Genomic DNA, 18661 nt, shown 5'->3' on the forward strand with positions numbered 1-18661 from the left:
GCCATGGGATACCTGGCCCGCCTGGCTTCACGCCTGGTCGCTGGCCGCCAGTAGCTCGCCATCGCCCAGGTCATCGAGGGTCGGGAAGTAGGTGCGGGCGATCGCCGTATGCAGCTCGGCAAAGCCCTGCTGCAGCACGTCGATAAAGTCGTGCAGGGCCTCGGGGGAGCGCACCAGGGCACGGACGTCGGCCTCGGCCACATCGGCCAGCACCAGCGTTGCCGTTGCCAGGGCGCGTTCGTGGCGAGGCAGCGAGCGCAGCGCGCGAATGCTGTCCTTGAGACTGCGCGACACCGAACGCGGGAACAGGGAGTCCTGCACCAGGAAACGCAGCACGTCGGTGGCCCTGACCCGACAGCGCACGTGCTGTCGATACATCTGGTAGGCCGTCAATGACTTGAGCACGCTCATCCACTGCAGGTGCTCGAACGGACGAATCTCGTCGCTGTCACGCTGCAGCAGGTTGGCCGAGCGCACATCGATGATGCGGGTGATCATGTCGGCCCGTTCGAGCTGGCGCCCGAGCATCATGAAGGTCCGTGACCCACCGTAGCTGAGGGTGCCCTCGATCAACCCGATCAACGTCTGACAGCCACGAATCACCAGCTTCAGAAAGCGCTCTCGGCGTCCCGGGCCGAGGCCCGCATCGGCGTGGGCACTGGCGGTCATGTAGAGCTGGTTGATTTCTTCCCAGACCTCCCGCGGTACCACGTCCCGCGTGGTGCGCAGATTCTCGCGGGCCTGGGCAAGGGCGGACAGGATCGAGCCGGAGTAGCGTCGGTCGGCACACAGGAACTGCACCACGTTGCGATCGTTGGGCTCGTCGTAGAGGGTCTCGAACACCTCGGCGCCCCCGGTGATATCGACCATCGCCGCCCATCCCAGCGGTTGGCGGTAGGGCATGTCCAGCATCAGGTGACTGGAGACGTTGATCAGCCGGGCGGTATCTTCGGCACGCTCGATGTAGCGGGCCATCCAGTACAGGTTTTCGGCGACTCTGGAAAGCATCAGCATGGTCTCAGTCCTCCCCCGTCTCGACGATCCAGGTGTCCTTGCTGCCGCCCCCTTGGGACGAGTTGACCACCAGCGAGCCCTTGACCAGGGCCACACGGGTCAAGCCACCGGTGGTGACGTAGGCGCCGTCCTGGCCCGACAGGATGAAGGGACGCAAATCGACGTGGCGCGGCTCGGGCCGGCCATCGAACAGCGTGGGGGTGGTGGACAGGTTCAACATGGGCTGGGCCATGTAGTTGCGTGGGTTCTCCTGGATCAGCCTGGCGAAGGCATCACGCTCGGCCTGGGAGGCCTGGGGGCCCATCAGCATGCCGTAGCCGCCGGACTCGTTGGCGGGCTTTACCACCAGTTCATGCAGGTGCTCCAGCACATAGCGGCGGTCTTCCTCGAGCATGCACAGGTAGCTCGGCACATTGGGCAGCAGTGCCTCCTGATCCAGGTAGTACTTGATCAGTTTCGGCACGAAGGCGTAGACCACCTTGTCATCGGCGACACCGGCCCCCGGGGCGTTGGCCAGCGCCACCTTGCCGCTGCGCCAGGCCCGCATCAATCCGGGCACGCCCAGCACCGAGTCCTTGCGAAACGCCTCCGGGTCGAGGAAGGCGTCGTCGACGCGGCGGTAGATCACGTCCACACGGGTCAGCCCCTGGACGGTGCGCATGTAGACCACGTCGTCGTCATCGACCAGCAGATCCGGGCCCTGGACCAGTTGCACACCCATTTGCTGGGCCAGGTAGGCGTGCTCGTAGTAGGCCGAGTTGTAGATACCCGGGGTCAGCACCACCACCTGGGGATCGTCCCAATGGCGTGGCGACATGCCCGCCAGCATGTCGTAAAGCTGGGGCACATAGTCGTCCACCGGATGAATCTTGCCCGAGGCAAACAGCTCCGGCAGCACGCGCTTGGTCACGTTGCGATTCTCGAGCATGTAGGACACCCCGGACGGTATCCGCAGGTTGTCCTCCAGTACGTAGACGGTGCCGTCGCCACCACGCACCAGATCGGAGCCGCAGATATGCGCCCAGACCCCGTGGGGCGGATCGATCCCTACACACTGGGGGCGAAAGTTGACGGATTGCTCGAGCACCGCCGCCGGCAGCACGCCATCCTTGACGACCTTCTGGTCGTGGTACAGGTCGTCGATGAACAGGTTGAGCGCCTCGACCCGCTGCTTGAGGCCTGCCTCGGTGCGTCGCCACTCGTCGGCGGGGATGATGCGAGGCACGATGTCGAAAGGCCAGGCGCGGTCGATCATGCTGCCCTCGGAATACACCGTGAAGGTGATCCCCATGGTGCGAATGGCGATCTCTGCTGCGTTCTTGCGCTCTTCCAACTCGTCAGGGGCAAAGCCCGCGAGCACGTCACACAGCATCTTGGCCGCCTCCCGCGGCATCCCGGGCGTCGCCACCAGTTCGTCATAGAACCCTGCGCAGTCGTACTGCTGCCAATCCACATGGCTCATCGGCACACCCTCGATTGTTTTCGGCATCCGGCGACCCGACCACGACGATGGCACCCCCGCCTTCGACCGTACCGGGTCCCTCCTTGCTGTATAGCAAGCCCTGTACCAGACCGCCGAGAATAGGCCGCAGCGCCGAGCCTTCTCGCCGAATGGGCTGGCGCAATTGAGCAATTTGGACAAAAAGCGACCACTTGCTCCTGCCGAAAGTGCCCCACGAACCAGCAAGAAGGGGCAGCGAGCACCGATCTGGTGCAATCATGGCGCCCCCCGGCAAGCGCGGGCGGTAGCCCTCGGCAGCCCTTGCAGAAGCCGGTCGATGGCACCTGCTGCTGACGACGCCCACCTTTCGGGCTTGAGAGAAAGGCAGGAGTCGGGTACATCTTGTCGCCACGGTTCGGGGGGGATATCGTCACCTTCTGCAACATTCGCCGACACCCAGGAGCCTCCTCGCTTCCCATGCCTGCCTCTTCTCGTTCCGCACTCCCTGGCTCGTGCGCACCGCTGTCCTGCCCTGCTCAAGACAGCGGCGCCAGGCGGTGCCGTCTGGCCAGCCTTGTCAGGGGTGGCACGGCGGGATCCGGCAGATGATCTATCGACTTCGCCACACCACGCGCTACCACTACAGCGAGATCGTGACACTCAGCGAGAACGAGGCCTGCCTGATACCCCGTGAGATGGCCTACCAGCAGGTTGCCTGGGCGCAATTGTCGATCTCGCCGGGCGAGTCGCTACGCCAGAGCCGACAGGACGCCTTCGGCAACCATATCGCGCTGTTCGCGGTCGACACCCCCCATACCCAGCTCGAGGTCACGCTGGAGGCGCAGGTCATGACCTCGCCTCGCGCCACACCGCCGCAGGCCATCATTAGCTGGGAGCGGTGTCGAGAGCTGTTGGCAGACCGCCACCAGCCAGGTTTCCGCGAAGCACAGCCGTTTCTTGAAAACTCCGCCTATATCGAGCGCCGCCCGCTGCTCGCCGCCTGGGCCGAAGACTGTTTTCCCGCTGGTGGCGATCTGGTGGACTGCGTGGAGCGCTTGAACCGTCGCATCCATGAGGAATTCCGCTACGACAGCGAGTTCAGCGACATGGAGACGACACCGTCCCAGGTGCTCCAGCATCGCCGTGGGGTGTGTCAGGACTTCGCTCACCTGGCCATCGCCACCCTGCGCTCGGTGGGTCTGGCCGCGCGCTACGTCAGCGGCTATCTCGAGACTCGACCGCCTCCAGGACAGCCTCGACTGATGGGCGCCGACGCCTCCCACGCCTGGTTCTCCGTGCTAATACCCGGCTGGGGCTGGCTCGACTTCGACCCCACCAACGGTGTGCGCGCCGGCGAACGACACCTGTTGCTTGGCTGGGGCCGCGACTACGAGGACGTGGCGCCGCTCAAGGGCGTGGTGACCGGTGGTGGGCGCCAGCGCCTCGAGGTGGAAGTGGACGTTGTTCCCGCCGGGGAAGTCGCGGCCACCTGCCCGACCTCCGCCAGCCCTGGCGATCACCCGGCAGCGCCGATATCCGGCTGATTCGCTGTCCTTTATATTGCGCAGGCTCTGCCCGGCCTTGCCCTGCCCACCGTGTTCCAGGAGAGATTCCATGCAGGACCTGTTGATCTGGATTGCCACCGGCTTCGGCCTGGGCTATTCCCCCTGGGCGCCGGGGACGGTCGGCTCCCTGATCGGACTGCCGGTCGCCTGGTGGCTGTTCCGGCTGCCGCTCGGCACGCGCCTGGCCGTTACCCTGACGCTCCTCGTGCTGGCCGTTCCCGTCTGCCACTTCGCTTCGCTGTGGCTGGGCGGCGGCGACCTGCCCCAGATCGTGCTCGACGAATGGGTGGCCCTGCCCATCGCGGTGCTGGCCTTCTCGCGCTACCGACGGCGCATCATCCTGCCGCTGGGCTATCTACTGTTTCGCCTGTTCGATATCTCCAAGCTGTCCCCGGTACGCGAGATCGAAGGTATTGGCGGGGGACTCGGCATCGTCGCCGACGACGCGATGGCTGCTCTGTACGCCGCCCTCACCCTGATACTGCTGGTGCGCCTGACCCGCCGCTACTGGCAACGAGACCCCGAGCAGTCCTCATAAGCCAATAGCGGCCTGCCAATGCCGGGCGGCGCTTCCTATATCCACAGCCCTGACACAAAAAAACCGCCCTCGACGGGCGGCCAAACGGGACAGGGATCTATCGAAACAGTGACCGGGGGACCTCGTGCCCGGCCTCTGACGTCCAGTGCAGCAGATGTTGCACTGGCGTCACTCACTCAGCCTCGGTTATTCAGGAATCAGCACGCTGTCCACCACGTGGATCACCCCATTGCTGGCCTTGATGTCGGACTCCACCACGGCGGCATTGCCTACGCTTGCCGAGCCTTCCTGGGCGTCGATGGCCATGTCGGTTCCCTGCAGGGTGGTCACCTCGTATGACTCCTCCAGTGACACTTCTCCTTCCACCATGTGGTAGGAAACGACCTCGACCAGACGTCGGTGGGAGGCCTTGTCGTCGCTCATCCACTCATCGAGCTGTCCTGGCTGCAGGGTACCGAAGGCTTCGTTCGTTGGAGCAAAGAGCGTATAGGTTTGATCTCCCTGTAGCGGCTCGTCGAGGCCAGCCTTCTCGACAGCATCAAGCAATGTCGAGAAACGTCCGTCGGCCTGGGCGACTTCGAGCAGATTGCGTGAGGGATCCTGCTGTTGCTGCTGATCCGCTTCGGCCACCCCGCCAGCGAGCAGCGCTACGCCGAGCACGCAGCTCGGCAGGAACGACGTTGCGGCAGACATTGCTTTTTTCATGCTCTCGCCTCCTTGCGGTGATTGCTCCGAGATGTCGCGTCGCCACTGCACGCCTCCCGGGAACCTCTCTGTCGGGGCTGTTCAACCAGGACGACGCAATTCATGTACAAAAACTAGATCAAGAACAAGTAATGTACAAGAAAAAGTTTTACGACAGCTTTCGCCACTCTGATCATCAAAGCGTCATCTTTTGACGTCATGATATGGGCGCTGCTCGGAAAGACGGTAATGACGGCGAAATGCCGATACGCTTCCGGCGACAGAAAACCTATACAATACTTGCATATCAAGCCTGGCGATGAGAACCTTTCGTACCGTTGAGGCTCGGCCAGGAGGGCCATGCGCAGCCTCGCTTCCACAACGGAACGAACGACGGCACGTCATGCGCCAAGGAGGGCGACCCGTGTACTACCCGATTTCCTGTACCCGCTGTGGCCACGACCTGGCCAGCACACCGGGACCTGTAACGGCTCAGCCCAATGACTGGGAAGAGCTGAACTGCACCGAGTGCGGTGAGTTTCATGCCACCCTGGGCGCCTGGGAAGAACAGCAGACGCCCGACCGCCTGCGCTTTCTCAACAAGTCTCGCAGCCTGATGATGGCCATGCGACGTGAGCACGATGCCTTGATCGAGCAGCAGCACACCAAGGGAGAGCGAGTCGCATGATCACCGTCACCCTGGACCTGAGCTGCACCATCTGTGGCCACTCCCGCTTCACGCTGCCTGTTGGTCAAGACGACGGCGACAGCGTTCACTGCGCCAACTGCACCGCCTACAAGTGCAAGGCCATGGACCTGGAGCGCGCGCTGATGGCGACCCTGCCACCGTCCATGCCTGCAGTACCGGCTTCCTCTGGCGCCGCCCAGGCGGTACCCGCCTGAGCGATGGCTTGAGAGACAGCGTTTCTGCGCCCCGCTTTTCGCCGACGCGTCCTGGCGATTCACGCCGCCCCTTTCGGGGCGGCGTTTTTGATGGAAGGCAGCGCAGCCGCTTCTTTGCTTTCTTCCTTTCCTCCTTTCCCCCCTTGCCACCATGGCGGCGACCATCGAGACCGCTATCGAGGCAACTATCGGGGCCAGTGCGGGCCACGGCCCAGGTTTGGGGTATCATTCGCCCGCTAGCGAACGGCCGTCAGGCTTCAACCTCCCCTAGAAGAGGACCAGCCCTCCGCGGTAACGCCACGCTCGCCGGCACTCTCACGCCCCCTGGACACGTGGCTCATGACGAGCCGGAGACCCCATGCAAGAGACCGCCCTTACCGACCCTTCTCCCAAGGCAAACCGTTTTGCCCGCACCCGCGCACTGCCGACCATTGCTCTGTGCGCCCTGATCTACGCCTCGACCCTGGCCGTCGGCTACCACATCAACGCGGCGGTGTTGACGATCCTCAGCATGATCGTGCTGTGCCTGCTGCGTATCCCCGTGGCCATCGCCCTGATCAGCGCCGCCATGCTAGGCGCGCTGCACGCCGGACTGTCGATGAACGACGCCATCGGCGCCTTCAATGACAACCTGCTGGTCGGCGCCCAGGTCGGCCTGACCTACGTGATGATCGGCGCCTTCGCCGTGGCGCTGTCACGCTCGGGCCTGCTCGAACTGCTGGCCGATGCTATCTCGGCGCGCCTCGGCAGCGACGAGCAAAGTACCCGCAAGGGCGTCAAGTGGTCGCTGTTCGGCCTGTTCATCGTCGCCTCACTGATGTCGCAGAATCTGGTGCCGGTGCACATCGCCTTCATTCCGATCCTGCTGCCACCGCTGCTTGTGGTGCTCGATCGCCTGCGAGTCGACCGCCGCGCCGTGGCCTGTATCCTGGCCTGCTCGATCAGCGCCAGCTACCTGCTGCTGCCCACCGGCTTCGGTGCCATCTTTCTCAACGAGATCCTGCTGGCCAACGTCAACAGCGTCGGCGCGGACTACGGGCTGACCGCCACCGCCGACATGGCCCCCAAGGCCATGGCACTACCGGTGCTGGGCCTGGTCGCGGGGCTGCTGGTGGCCGTTTTTATCAGCTATCGCCGCCCGCGCGACTACGTCACACCAAGCACCACCACCACCACCACCACCGTCGCCACCAGGCCCGCCTCGCCGGCTCGCCTGAAGCCGCTGCAGCTGGTCATCACCTTGGGTGCTCTGGCGGTGGCCCTGGTCTTTCAGCTCAAGTTCGACTCGCTGTTGCTCGGAGCCATGGTCGGTTTTCTGATCCTGGGGGTCTCCGGTATCTTCCGCTGGCAGGAGCAGGATGACGTCTTCACCGACGGGCTGCGGATGATGGCGCAGATCGCGGTCATCATCACCGTCGCCTCCGGCTTTGCCGGCGTGCTGACCGCCACCGGCGAAATCGAGCCTCTGGTGGCGGCGTCGGCCGAACTGATCGGCGGCAACATGGCGCTGGGCGCAGCGGTGATGCTGGTGGTGGGACTGTTCATCACCATCGGCTTCGGTGACTCCTTCGCCAGTGTGCCGATCCTGGCACCCATCTACCTGCCACTGGCGCTGACCCTGGGCTTCGACCCGCTGGCGGCGATGGCCTTGCTGGGCGCCTCGGCGGCCCTGGGCGACGCTGGCTCCCCGGCCTCGACCATCACCCTGGGCGCCACCGCCGGGCTTAACGCCGATGGCCAGCACGACCACATTCGCGACAGCGTCATCCCCACCTTCCTGCACTGCAACATCGGCATGCTCGTGTTCGCCTGGATCGCCGCCATGGTGCTGTAATGCGCAGCACCTGACACCAAGCCTCGCAGCAATGGCAAAGGCCACCCCTCGGGTGGCCTTTTGCACGGCACCAGGCCAAGCGCAGATAACAGGGCGCGGCCGTTCAGGCCAGCGATTGCGACTCTGCCACCTCGATCAAGCGTCGGACCGCCGGCAGGCTGGCATCCCTGCGCCAGACCAGCATCAGTGGCAGCACTATATCCAGATCCTCCAGAGGAAAGCTGACCACTCCTTCCGGGGCCCCGGCCATGGTCATTTCCGGCAATATCGTGCAGCCCATGCCCGCCGCCACCAGGCACAGCATGGTGGCGTTGTCGGTGCCTTCCTGCACCACGTGGGGGGTGAAGCCACGTCGCTGAAAGGCATGGATCAGCTTGTCGTGATAGACCGGTGTCGCGCTGCGCTCGAACCAGATGAAGTCTTCACCGGCCAGGTCCGCCAGTCGAGAGGGGGGATGCTGCGCCAGGCGTGATCCTTCGCTGGCTACCAGCACAAGACGGTCTTCATAGAGGCAGTGGCTGTCGAGCTGATCATCATCGTCAGGGGGAAAGAACAGCATCCCCGCGTCCAGCTGATGATGGCGCAGCGCCTCCACCTGGGGCGCGGACAGCAGCGACTGTACCTTGAGGCTGACGTCCGGGTAACGCTGGCGATACCCGTTGAGCAGCTTGACGATCTGAGGCACCCACAGGTGCATGACGGTGACGCCCAGACGCAGCTGTCCGAGCTGTCCATCGGCAATCCGACGAGCATCGAGCTTGGCGGTCTCGAACTCTCGCAACAGTCGTCGCGCTTCGCCGTGAAAGGCAACCCCCGCAGCGGTCAAGCTTACGCCCTGACGTGATCGCTCCAGCAGGGTGGCTCCCACCGACTCCTCCAGCAGCCTGAGCTGACGGGTCAAGGCCGGCTGGGCCAACGGGATCTTTCTTGCCGCGCTGGAAATCGCGCCCTCCTCGACCACCGTCAGAAAGTAGCGCAGCTGCTTGAAGTCCATGTTCGATCCTTGTTTAGCGGGGCCACCACGCCAGTGCCAGGATTCACCCCAGTCGACGGCTCATACGGCAAATCTATACAATAAAAGTATGGAAATATAAAAATAATAATATTTTATCTATGACATACCGCCAACCATGATGAAGGACACAATCAACAAGCGTCCGGAATCTCATGACCCAGCCTATCGACCCCACCTTCTTCGACGACCAGCACAGCAGCTTGACCGAACTGCGCCAGCACTTTCATCGGCATCCGGAGCTCGGCTTCAAGGAACACGCCACCTCCGCGCGTGTCTGCGATGAGCTGGAGCGGCTCGACATTCCCTTCGACCACGGCCTGGGCGGCACCGGTGTCGTGGCCACCATCAGAGGGCTTGGCCCCGACAACGGTCGCCGTATTGGCCTGCGCGCCGACATGGACGCGCTGCCGATTCAGGAGGCAAGCGACCACGGCCATGTCTCCGAAGTGCCTGGTGTCATGCATGCCTGCGGCCACGATGGCCACACCACCATGCTGATCGGCGCCGCTCGCTACCTCGCCCGCCACCGCGATTTTTCCGGCACCATCCAGCTGGTGTTCCAACCGGCGGAAGAAGGCCTGGGCGGTGGACGAGCGATGGTCGAGGAGGGGCTGTTCGAGCGCTTCCCCATGGATGCGATCTACGGCCTGCACAACTGGCCGGCTCTGCCCCTGGGGCAGGTGGCGATTCGCCCGGGCCCGATCATGGCCGCCACCGATCGCCTGGATATCTGCATCCGCGGCAAGGGCGGCCACGGCGGGGTGAACCCACACCTTTCTACCGACCCGGTCAGAATGGCCGGCGCTCTGATCCAGGCCCTGCACAGCGTGGTCTCGCGCGATGCCGACCCGCTGTCTCCAGCGGCACTGAGCTTGTGCGGCATCAAGGGAGGTGAACTCGACGGCTTCGCCATCATTCCCGACGAGGTCCGACTGAGCGGCACGGTGCGAACCCTCGACAGCGCTACCCAGGATCGCATCGCCGAGGCCATCCAGCGCACCTGCGATGGTGTGGCGGCGACCTACGGCGGCGAGATAGACGTCGATCACCAGCGCATCTTTCCGGCCACGGTCAATCACCCGGCCGCGACCGACCACGTCATCGCCACCGCGAAGGAACTGCTGGGAGAGACCGCACTGGAGCGCGACGTGAATCCCAGCCTTGGTGGTGAAGACTTCGCCTTTATGCTCGAAAAGTGCCCGGGAGCCTACTTCTTCCTCGGCAGCGCCGAATCGGACACCACCCCGCCGCTTCATAACGCTCGCTACGACTTCAACGACGCCATCATTCCCGTGGGCAGCCGACTGCTGGTTGCCATCGCTCTTGGCGCCTTGAACGACCATCGCTGAGGCGATGCCGACAACGACCACACTCAACAACAAGAGGTCTTCCCATGAACCACCAAAAAGGCATGCCTTCCAAGGGCCTGCTGATCTACTTCGTGCTGTGCACCCTGGCCATGGTGTGGCCGGGTGCGCTGATCGCCAATCGCATCGATCCGATGGTGCTCGGCATGCCGTTCTTCATGTTCTGGTACGTGGCCTGGGTCTTCGCGCTGTTCGTGGGCCTGTTGATCGCCTATCGCAAGGATACCGGCGAGGAGGCAGACCATGAGTGATTCTCTGCTGATCACCGCCATGACGGTGGGCTATCTGGTCATCGTGCTGCTGGTGGGCCTGCGCGCAAGGCGTGGCCAGGGCTCCTCGCTGGAAGGCTACGTGGCGGGCGGTCGCCATATGGGCCTTCTGGTGCTGTTCTTCATCCTCGGTGCCGAGATCTTCTCCGCCTTTGCCTTCCTCGGTGCACCTGGCTGGGCCTACAGCAAGGGCGCCCCGGCGTTCTATATCATCGCCTACCTGACGCTGGCGGTAATCGTGTGGTGGCTGATCGCGCCGCATATCTCGCGGCTGGGTCGCCGCCACGGCTTTCTGACCCAGGCCGAGTTTCTGTCGGCCTGCTACCCCACTCCAAAGAATGTGCTGGGCCTAGTCATCGGTGTCGTCAGCGTGCTGGCGATGATTCCCTACCTGACCATCCAGATCGCTGGTGCCGGCATGCTGTTCGAAGCGGCGACCTCCGGCACCATTCCGTTCTGGCTGGGCAGTCTACTGGCCTGCGGCGTGGTGGCCGCCTACGTCTACGCCAGCGGCCTTCAGGGCATCGGCTGGACCAACCTGATGCAGGGCCTGATGATGGTCGTCATCGCCTGGGCGCTGGGGCTGACCACGGCCGAGCAGTTCTTTGGCGGCGTCGGTGAAATGTTCCAGCAGATCAAGGACCAGGCGCCGGAATATCTGACCATGCCCGGCGCCACCGGGATGGGCTGGGGCGCCTTCTCCACTGCGGTACTGGTCAGCGCGCTGGGCTGCGTGATGTGGCCTCACATCTTCATGAAGTTCTACAGCGCCAAGGACGTCAGGACGCTCAAGCGTGTCTTTGTGCTCTACCCGCTCTACAGCTACCTGCTGGTACCGCTGCTGATCATCGGCTTCGCCGGCATCGTGCTGCTCGCCGACACGCCACTGGATTCGCCTGACCGGGTGCTGCTGACCATCGTGGTGGAACTCGCCGACCTGCCCGCCTGGGTGATCGGACTGGCACTGTCCGGCGCCTTGGCGGCGGCCATGTCGACCGCCGCCAACCTGGCCCACACCTCGGCCACCATCCTGGTACGTGACGTGGTCCAGTTCACGCCCAGGATGCGCGCCCTGCCCGAGCACAAGGCGCTGTCACTGACGCGCTACGGGGTCATCGCGATATCGCTGATGGCGTACCTGCTGGCACTGGCCAACCCCGGCTCGCTGGTCAGCCTGCTGCTCGGAGCCTACGGCATTATTGTGCAACTGCTGCCGATGCTGCTGGGTGCCCTGTTCTGGCGTCGCGCGTCCCAGACCGCGGCCTTTATCGGGCTGAGTGTCGGCGCCGTCATCACCCTGCTGCTGCAATTCGGCATCGATGCGCCTTTCGGCTGGCACCCGGGCTTCTGCGGGTTGGTGGTCAACTCGGCGATCTTTGTCGTCATCAGCCTGATGCGCAAGTCGCGCGAGTCTCGCTCGCCGGTCGAGTGCCTGTCACCCCAGGTCTGATAGACCCTCGTCGATGACCTGCTCCAATCGCCAGCGGCCCGATACCGGGCCGCTGGTGTCGTGTCAGGTGATGCTGTCGCCCCCCGTGGCCACCCTCGCGTGTCTTCTCGTTTGCCCTCGTGGTCAGCCCCATCATTGATTTTATAGACACCTGGTCTAAAATCATTGCATGACCAATCCGACGATAGCCAGGCGCCGGGGGCGACCGCCGAAGACCGACTACAGCGTCGGCGCCACCCAGGGCGACGCCAGAGCGGCGCTGATCGCCAGCGGCCTCGAGACCCTGACCGAACACGGCTTTCTGAGCGCGGGACTCGACGGCATGCTCAAGCGTGCCGGGGTGCCCAAGGGTTCCTTCTATCACTACTTTGCCAGCAAGGAAGCCTTCGGCCAGGCGGTGCTCGAGCGCTACGCCCGCTATTTTGCCGACAAGCTCGACCGCCATCTGCAAGACGATTCCCGGCCACCGCTCGAGCGCGTGCAGGCCTTTGTCGACGATGCCAAGGCCGGCATGGCGCGCCACGACTATCGCCGTGGCTGTCTGGTGGGCAATCTCGGTCAGGAGGCGGCTGGCTTGCCACCGGACTACCGCGAGCGGCTGATCGCCACGCTCGCCGACTGGCAACGACGTCTCGCCGCTTGCCTGGAAGAAGCCCGCCACCACGGCGATATCGCCTCCGACAGAGACCCTGACCGGCTGGCCGAGGCCTTCTGGATCGGCTGGGAGGGCGCCATCATGCGCGCCAGGCTGGAACGCAGCCCGCGCCCGATCGATGTGTTCACCGACAGCTTCTTTTCGGGCCTGGACACCCAACGCCAGGGTCGTCCGTCGCCATGAACTGAACTGAGCCGACCTGACTTGACAATAGTCCGACACTGAACCAAGAGCCCGCTCCTGCGGGGTCGTATACGGCGCCCTGATACTGCTTGCGCCAATTTATAGACAAACCGTCTAAAAAGGAGACCGCCATGTTCGACGCCATCGTGATCCGCAAGGAAGGCGACACTCAGAAGGCCGCTATCGAGTCACTGGATGACCAGGCCCTGCCCGAGGGCGACGTGACCGTGAACGTCGAATACAGCACCCTGAACTACAAGGACGGGCTGGCCATCACCGGCAAGGGCCCGGTGGTCAAGTCCTTCCCCATGGTCCCGGGTATCGACCTTGCCGGCGTGGTGGAAGCCTCACAGCACCAGGACTTCCAGCCGGGTGACCGGGTGGTCCTGAACGGCTGGGGCGTCGGCGAGAAGCACTGGGGCGGGCTGGCCCAGAAGGCACGGCTGAACGGCGACTGGCTGATCCCGCTGCCCGAAGCCTTCAGCACCAGAAACGCCATGGCCATCGGCACCGCCGGCTACACCGCCATGCTCTCGGTGCTGGCGCTGGAGCGCCACGGGGTGACCCCGGACCAGGGCGAGGTGCTGGTCACCGGCGCCAGCGGTGGCGTCGGCAGCTTTGCCATCACCCTGCTGGCCAAGCTGGGCTACGAAGTCGTTGCCTCCACCGGCAAGGTCGAGGAGGCGGACTACCTGAAGGCGCTCGGCGCCACCTCGATCATCGACCGCGGCGAGCTCGAACAGCCCGGAAAGCCCCTGGCCAGGGAACGCTGGGCGGGTGCCGTCGACAGCGTCGGCAGCCACACCCTGGTCAATGTGCTGGCCTCGACCCGCTACGGCGGCACGGTGACCTCCTGCGGCCTGGCCCAGGGCATGGACCTTCCCGCCACGGTGATGCCCTTCATCCTGCGCGGCGTGACCCTGGCCGGCATCGACAGCGTGATGCAGCCCAGAGAAGTTCGCCTGGAAGCCTGGCAGCGCCTGGCCGAGCTGATGCCTGAAGAGCGTCTCGACGACATCGCCAGCGAGATCCCGCTGAGCGAGGCCATCACCACCGCAGAGCGCCTGATGGAAGGCAAGGTCAGAGGTCGCGTGGTGGTCGCCACCCGCTAGGCCCGATGACACGTGCCCTGCTGGCCGTCGCCGGCAGGGCGCCTGATGTTGCTTTCCTCGGCGCTTTCTTGGGCCTTACCTGGCGCTTACCTGGCGCTGTCTTGGCTTCCTGCCGGCTCGCATACAGGCACCAGCACACCGCCACATATTCCATATGTGGAATTTTATTTCTACATAAGGAATTTTCTTGACGCCCTCAGGGTCGCTTCCTAGGCTGGTTTGAACTTGACGAGGAATCAGCCATGAGCACCGATGGGAATTTCATCAACAACGACTTTGTCAGCGCCCCCCATGCCAGCATGATCCCGGTCTACTGCCCCGCCACGGAAGCGGTGGTGGGCGAGGTCCAGGCCGCCACCAACGCCCAGGCGATGGAAGCTGTCGAGGTCGCGGCCAGGGCCCAGAAGCACTGGCGCAGGCTGACCAGTGCCGAGCGGGCGGTACATATGCAGCGCCTGGCCGACGCCCTGATGGAGCGTCGCGAGGCCATTGGGCGGGCGCTGGCCGAAGAGTCGGGCAAGAGCCTCGAGGACGCCATCAACGAGGCGGTATACGCGGCCGATATCACCCGCTACCACGCCGAATGGGCGCGACGGATCGAGGGCGATATCGTGCCCAGCGACACCCCTGACGAGAGCCTGCTGCTCACTCGGGAGCCGATCGGCGTGGTGGCCTGCCTGATTCCCTTCAACTACCCCGTCTTCACCCTGCTGCGCAAGATTGCCCCGGCGATGATCACCGGCAACAGCGTGATCGTGCGCCCGAGCAACAACACTCCGCGTTCGGCCTTCGAAATTGCCAGGGCCGTCCAGGCGGCCGAGATCCCGCCGGGGGTGGTCAACATCCTGAGCATGGACCACGCCACCGCCGAGGCCGTGTGTACTCACCCAAGGGTCGGCATGATCACCCTCACCGGCAGCGTCGGCGCCGGCCGCAAGGTGCTGGAGTACTCCCAGGTCAATATCGCCAAGTCGTCGCTGGAACTGGGTGGCAAGTCACCGGCCATCGTCGAGCCCGACGCCGACCTCGAGCAGGCCGCCCGTCAGATCGTGGCCTCCAAGACCACCAACTGCGGCCAGCTGTGTACCGCCATCGAGCGAGTCTACGTGCATCAGTCCATCGCCGAGCCCTTCATCGCCCTGCTCAAGGCCAACATGGAGGCCTGCACCTTCGGCAATCGTGCCGAGGACCCTAGCCACATGGGCCCCCTGATCAACGAGAACACCCGCCTCAATGTCCACCAGATGGTCGAGCGTGCCATCGACGACGGCGCCACCCTGGCCACCGGCGGCGCGATTCCCCCTGGCCCCGGACACTTCTACCCGCCGACCCTGCTGACCGACTGCCGCCAGGACATGGAGATCGTCCAGGAAGAGATCTTCGGCCCGGTACTGCCGGTGCTGACCTACGCCGATGTGGATGAAGCCCTGGCGCTGGCCAACGACCACCAGTTCGGCCTTGCCTCGGTGGTGTTCACCGAGAACTACCGCACCGCCATGAAGGTGGCCCACAACATCGAGGCAGGCGAGGTCTACATCAATCGCACCCCATCGGACCCCTACCAGGGCTACCACGCCGGCTGGAAGCGTTCGGGCCTCGGTGGCGACGACGGCAAGCACGGCATGCTGGACTACACCCAGACCCGGCTGGTGGTATTGAACTACTGACGCCATCCCGCGCCACCCCACACCCAAGCCCATCACCGCCGCGTCTACGCCTGGCGGTCGGCCGCTTGCTGCCCTTTTCAGAGGACTCGCCGTTCATGAAAGTCGTCAGTTGTGAAAGCCATGTGGTCGCCACACCTCCGCCCCACATCGGCGGCATGTACTGGATCTTCGTCAAACTGGGAACCGCCTGTGGCATCGAGGGCGTCGGCGAGGTCTATGCGGCGACCTTCCACCCGCAAGTGGTGGTCGCCGCCATCGAGGACGTGTTCGAGCGCTACCTGAAGGGACGGGATCCCCACCATCTGGAACGGCTGTATCGCGAGACCTACTCGAGCGGCTTCACCCAGCGCCCGGACCTGACCATGATGGGGGTGCTCAGCGGCCTCGAGATGGCCTGCTGGGACATCGTCGGCAAGGCGGCCGGCCAGCCGGTACATGCACTGATCGGCGGCAAGCTCCACGATCGGCTGCGCTCCTACACCTATCTCTACCCCCGTGCCCCCGGCGGCGACTATGACTACGACAATGTCGAGCTGGCGGTGGAGTGCGCCCTGGAGCAGAAGGCCCTCGGCTTTACCGCGCTCAAGTTCGATCCGGCGGGCCCCTACACCGCCTACTGCGGGCATATGCTGTCACTGGAGGCGCTGGAAAAGAGCGCAACCTTCTGCCAGCGCATCCGTGAGGCGGTCGGCAACGGCTGCGACCTGCTGTTCGGTACCCACGGCCAGATGACGCCGGCCTCGGCGATCCGCCTGGCCAAGCGCCTCGAACCCTTTGACCCGCTGTGGTTCGAGGAGCCGGTGCCACCCGGCCAGAGCGAGGCCATGGCCAGGGTCGCCGACCATACCTCCATCCCGGTGGCCACCGGTGAGCGGCTGACCACCAAGTACGAGTTCCATGACCTGCTGCGCCACCAGGCCGCCTCGATCCTGCAGATGAACCTTGGCCGGGTCGGCGGCATCCTCGAAGGCAAGAAGATCGCCGCCCTGGCCGAGGTCCACTACGCCCAGATAGCGCCCCACCTGTACAACGGCCCGGTGGGTGCGGCGGCCAGCATTCAGCTCGCCGCCACCACACCCAACTTCCTGATCCAGGAGAGCATCGGCACCTGGGACGGCTTCCACGCCGAGGTGCTCGAAGCCAAGATCGAGTGGAGTGACGGCTTTATCATTCCCTCCGATCGACCGGGGCTCGGGGTGGAACTGGACATGGCGGTGGTCAGGGCCCACTCGCCCTACACCGGCAAGCGCCTGCACCTGAGCATGGACGCCACGCCCTACGACGTCGTCCAGCAGTCCTGCACCCGCTGGAAGACCCGACCGGAGGCCTGAGGCGATGGACTACGACTTCATCATCGTCGGTGCAGGTTCCGCAGGCTGCGTGCTGGCCCACCGGCTGAGTGCCAGCGGACGCCACAAGGTACTGATCGTCGAGGCCGGCGGCCGTGACAGCTCCCCCTGGCTTCGGGTGCCGGTGGGCTTTGCCAAGACCTACTATCACCCCGGCTACAACTACATGTACTACAGCGCCGAGGAGCCGGCGTTGGCCAACCGGCGGATCTACACACCCCGGGGCAAGGTCCAGAGAGGATCGGGCTCGATCAACGCCATGATCTATGTGCGAGGCCAGCCATCGGACTTCGATGACTGGGAGCGCGCAGGTAACCCGGGGTGGGGCTACCAGGCGCTGTTGCCCTATTTCAGGAAACTCGAGCAGCACCCTGCGGGCGATACCGAATTCCACTCGAGCCAGGGACTGATCGGCATCACCCCGCTCAAGGAAATCGCCCATCCGATCTGCCAGTCCTACCTCAGGGCTGCCGATGAACTCGGCTACCCGCTCAATGACGACTTCAATGGCGCCTCCATCGAAGGTGCCGGCCTCTATGAGACGAACATCCGCCGAGGCCGTCGCGATTCCAGCAACACCGCCTACCTGAAGCCGGCGCTCGAGCGCTCCAATCTCACCCTCAAGCACGTCAGCCAGGTTCAACGGGTGCTGTTCGACGATCAGCGTCGCGCCAGCGGCATTGAATACCGAGAGCAAGGCCAGTTGAAGACCCTGCGCGCACGCCGCGAGGTGATCGTCTGCGCCGGTGCGGTGGACTCGCCAAAGCTGCTGATGCTATCGGGGCTCGGGGACAGCGAGAAGCTGCGACAACACGGGATCGCAGCGCTCCAGCAGCTGCCCGGCGTGGGCCGAAACCTGCAGGATCACCTGGCCGTCAGCTACTTCTATCGCGCCAACTGCCGGACCCTGAACGACGACTTCAACTCTCTGCCCGGCCTGACCAGGGCAACGATGAGGTACCTGATCAATCGCAGCGGCCCGCTGGCGATGAGCGTCAACCAGGCCGGCGGCTTCTTTCGCGGCCATGCCGACGAACCCGTGCCCAATATCCAGCTCTACTTCAACCCGCTGTCCTATCGCATCCCGGCGCTTCCGGACACGACACTGACCGCGGATGCCTACTCCGGCTTCCTGCTGGCCTTCAATTCCTGCCGTCCCGACAGTCGTGGCACCATCGAGCTGGCCAGTGCCGATGCCAATGAGCCGGCGGTGATCCGGCCGAACTATCTGGGAACCCGACGAGATCAGGACGAGGCCATTCAGGGCAGCCGGCTCATTCGCGCGCTGGCCGAAACGGCAGCCCTGGGTGCCGTCATCGACGCCGAGGTCACCCCGGCGGATGCCGTCCACGATGACCAAAGCATGTTAGAGTACTTTCGCGCCAACGCAGGCTCCATCTATCATCTGTGCGGTACCTGCGCCATGGGGCCCGACCCTCGCGAGGCGGTGGTCGATGGCAGTCTCAGGGTGCATGGCGTGTCCGGGCTCAGGGTCATCGACGCCTCGATCTTTCCCAACATCACCTCGGGTAACCTCAATGCACCGGTGATGATGGTGGCGGAAAAGGGGGCCGACCTGATCCTTCAGGACCACCCGATCTGAACGACGCCCAGG

17 protein-coding genes are annotated in these 18661 nt (G+C 64.3%); 13 read left to right on the forward strand and 4 right to left on the reverse strand.

Annotated elements, in window-relative coordinates; all coding sequences use genetic code 11:
* Positions 1-27: 27 nt before the first annotated feature.
* Entirely contained in the window at positions 28-1014 is a 987-nt protein-coding gene (locus RBB39_RS17110) for an alpha-E domain-containing protein (RefSeq protein WP_231498416.1), read from the reverse strand.
* A 4-nt stretch (positions 1015-1018) separates the two neighbouring features.
* Positions 1019-2476: a circularly permuted type 2 ATP-grasp protein gene (locus RBB39_RS17115; RefSeq protein ID WP_045992620.1), complete on the reverse strand. Its 1458-nt coding sequence runs from the start codon at positions 2474-2476 to the stop codon at positions 1019-1021.
* Between the two features lie 584 nt (positions 2477-3060).
* Between RBB39_RS17115 and RBB39_RS17120 the strand changes: the two genes are divergently transcribed.
* Together RBB39_RS17120 and RBB39_RS17125 are read left to right on the forward strand one after the other, a co-directional pair.
* The gene (locus RBB39_RS17120) at positions 3061-3999 is read left to right on the forward strand and encodes a transglutaminase family protein (RefSeq protein WP_045992619.1); all 939 of its coding nucleotides are present in this window, start codon (positions 3061-3063) and stop codon (positions 3997-3999) included.
* 70 nt (positions 4000-4069) lie between these two features.
* Positions 4070-4558, forward strand: coding sequence for a phosphatidylglycerophosphatase A (locus tag RBB39_RS17125; RefSeq protein WP_045992618.1), 489 nt, complete (start codon positions 4070-4072; stop codon positions 4556-4558).
* Positions 4559-4744: 186 nt separating this feature from the next.
* Here RBB39_RS17125 and RBB39_RS17130 read toward each other — a convergent pair whose 3' ends face one another.
* A complete protein-coding gene (locus tag RBB39_RS17130; protein WP_083970387.1) occupies positions 4745-5263 on the reverse strand; it encodes a fasciclin domain-containing protein in 519 nt (172 codons plus the stop codon).
* Positions 5264-5666: 403 nt separating this feature from the next.
* On the opposite strand from RBB39_RS17130, the gene RBB39_RS17135 reads away from it, so the two are divergent.
* From RBB39_RS17135 to RBB39_RS17145, 3 genes are all read left to right on the forward strand, one after another.
* On the forward strand, positions 5667-5930 hold the full coding sequence (locus tag RBB39_RS17135) for a hypothetical protein (RefSeq protein WP_045992616.1): 264 nt from the start codon (positions 5667-5669) through the stop codon (positions 5928-5930).
* On the forward strand, positions 5927-6145 hold the full coding sequence (locus RBB39_RS17140; protein WP_045992615.1) for a hypothetical protein: 219 nt from the start codon (positions 5927-5929) through the stop codon (positions 6143-6145). Before RBB39_RS17135 ends, RBB39_RS17140 begins: the two co-directional genes overlap by 4 nt.
* Before the next feature lie 481 nt (positions 6146-6626).
* Positions 6627-7979, forward strand: coding sequence for a Na+/H+ antiporter family protein (locus RBB39_RS17145; RefSeq protein WP_045992638.1), 1353 nt, complete (start codon positions 6627-6629; stop codon positions 7977-7979).
* A 103-nt stretch (positions 7980-8082) separates the two neighbouring features.
* On the opposite strand, the gene RBB39_RS17150 is transcribed toward RBB39_RS17145, so the two are convergent.
* Positions 8083-8973: a LysR family transcriptional regulator gene (locus tag RBB39_RS17150; RefSeq protein ID WP_045992614.1), complete on the reverse strand. Its 891-nt coding sequence runs from the start codon at positions 8971-8973 to the stop codon at positions 8083-8085.
* A 173-nt stretch (positions 8974-9146) separates the two neighbouring features.
* On the opposite strand from RBB39_RS17150, the gene RBB39_RS17155 reads away from it, so the two are divergent.
* From RBB39_RS17155 to RBB39_RS17190, 8 genes are all read left to right on the forward strand, one after another.
* Positions 9147-10343, forward strand: coding sequence for a M20 aminoacylase family protein (locus RBB39_RS17155; protein WP_045992613.1), 1197 nt, complete (start codon positions 9147-9149; stop codon positions 10341-10343).
* 44 nt (positions 10344-10387) lie between these two features.
* A complete protein-coding gene (locus RBB39_RS17160) occupies positions 10388-10612 on the forward strand; it encodes a DUF3311 domain-containing protein (protein WP_045992612.1) in 225 nt (74 codons plus the stop codon).
* Positions 10605-12080: a sodium:solute symporter gene (locus RBB39_RS17165; protein WP_045992611.1), complete on the forward strand. Its 1476-nt coding sequence runs from the start codon at positions 10605-10607 to the stop codon at positions 12078-12080. Before RBB39_RS17160 ends, RBB39_RS17165 begins: the two co-directional genes overlap by 8 nt.
* A gap of 169 nt (positions 12081-12249) precedes the next feature.
* Positions 12250-12918: a TetR/AcrR family transcriptional regulator gene (locus tag RBB39_RS17170; RefSeq protein WP_045992610.1), complete on the forward strand. Its 669-nt coding sequence runs from the start codon at positions 12250-12252 to the stop codon at positions 12916-12918.
* A 131-nt stretch (positions 12919-13049) separates the two neighbouring features.
* Complete coding sequence (locus RBB39_RS17175; RefSeq protein WP_045992609.1) at positions 13050-14030, forward strand: MDR family oxidoreductase; 981 nt, start codon at positions 13050-13052, stop codon at positions 14028-14030.
* 242 nt (positions 14031-14272) lie between these two features.
* Positions 14273-15697 (forward strand): aldehyde dehydrogenase, encoded by a 1425-nt coding sequence (gene aldA / locus RBB39_RS17180; protein WP_045992608.1) that lies wholly within the window; start codon positions 14273-14275, stop codon positions 15695-15697.
* 95 nt (positions 15698-15792) lie between these two features.
* Positions 15793-17028: a mandelate racemase/muconate lactonizing enzyme family protein gene (locus tag RBB39_RS17185; RefSeq protein WP_045992607.1), complete on the forward strand. Its 1236-nt coding sequence runs from the start codon at positions 15793-15795 to the stop codon at positions 17026-17028.
* A 4-nt stretch (positions 17029-17032) separates the two neighbouring features.
* Entirely contained in the window at positions 17033-18649 is a 1617-nt protein-coding gene (locus tag RBB39_RS17190) for a GMC family oxidoreductase (RefSeq protein ID WP_306169230.1), read from the forward strand.
* Positions 18650-18661 lie beyond the last annotated feature (12 nt).

The organism is Halomonas sp. MMSF_3323, from assembly GCF_030733595.1.
In the GTDB taxonomy this organism is placed as follows: domain Bacteria; phylum Pseudomonadota; class Gammaproteobacteria; order Pseudomonadales; family Halomonadaceae; genus Halomonas; species Halomonas litopenaei.

Bases quoted from the DNA above. Each gene is read 5' to 3' on its own strand.
- RBB39_RS17120 (WP_045992619.1), top strand. From the start codon at position 3,061: ATGATCTATCGACTTCGCCACACCACGCGCTACCACTACAGCGAGATC.
- aldA (WP_045992608.1), top strand. From the start codon at position 14,273: ATGAGCACCGATGGGAATTTCATCAACAACGACTTTGTCAGCGCCCCC.
- RBB39_RS17185 (WP_045992607.1), top strand. From the start codon at position 15,793: ATGAAAGTCGTCAGTTGTGAAAGCCATGTGGTCGCCACACCTCCGCCC.
- RBB39_RS17170 (WP_045992610.1), top strand. From the start codon at position 12,250: ATGACCAATCCGACGATAGCCAGGCGCCGGGGGCGACCGCCGAAGACC.
- RBB39_RS17190 (WP_306169230.1), top strand. From the start codon at position 17,033: ATGGACTACGACTTCATCATCGTCGGTGCAGGTTCCGCAGGCTGCGTG.
- RBB39_RS17165 (WP_045992611.1), top strand. From the start codon at position 10,605: ATGAGTGATTCTCTGCTGATCACCGCCATGACGGTGGGCTATCTGGTC.
- RBB39_RS17115 (WP_045992620.1), bottom strand. From the start codon at position 2,476: ATGAGCCATGTGGATTGGCAGCAGTACGACTGCGCAGGGTTCTATGAC.
- RBB39_RS17140 (WP_045992615.1), top strand. From the start codon at position 5,927: ATGATCACCGTCACCCTGGACCTGAGCTGCACCATCTGTGGCCACTCC.
- RBB39_RS17130 (WP_083970387.1), bottom strand. From the start codon at position 5,263: ATGAAAAAAGCAATGTCTGCCGCAACGTCGTTCCTGCCGAGCTGCGTG.
- RBB39_RS17155 (WP_045992613.1), top strand. From the start codon at position 9,147: ATGACCCAGCCTATCGACCCCACCTTCTTCGACGACCAGCACAGCAGC.
- RBB39_RS17125 (WP_045992618.1), top strand. From the start codon at position 4,070: ATGCAGGACCTGTTGATCTGGATTGCCACCGGCTTCGGCCTGGGCTAT.
- RBB39_RS17175 (WP_045992609.1), top strand. From the start codon at position 13,050: ATGTTCGACGCCATCGTGATCCGCAAGGAAGGCGACACTCAGAAGGCC.
- RBB39_RS17150 (WP_045992614.1), bottom strand. From the start codon at position 8,973: ATGGACTTCAAGCAGCTGCGCTACTTTCTGACGGTGGTCGAGGAGGGC.
- RBB39_RS17160 (WP_045992612.1), top strand. From the start codon at position 10,388: ATGAACCACCAAAAAGGCATGCCTTCCAAGGGCCTGCTGATCTACTTC.
- RBB39_RS17110 (WP_231498416.1), bottom strand. From the start codon at position 1,014: ATGCTGATGCTTTCCAGAGTCGCCGAAAACCTGTACTGGATGGCCCGC.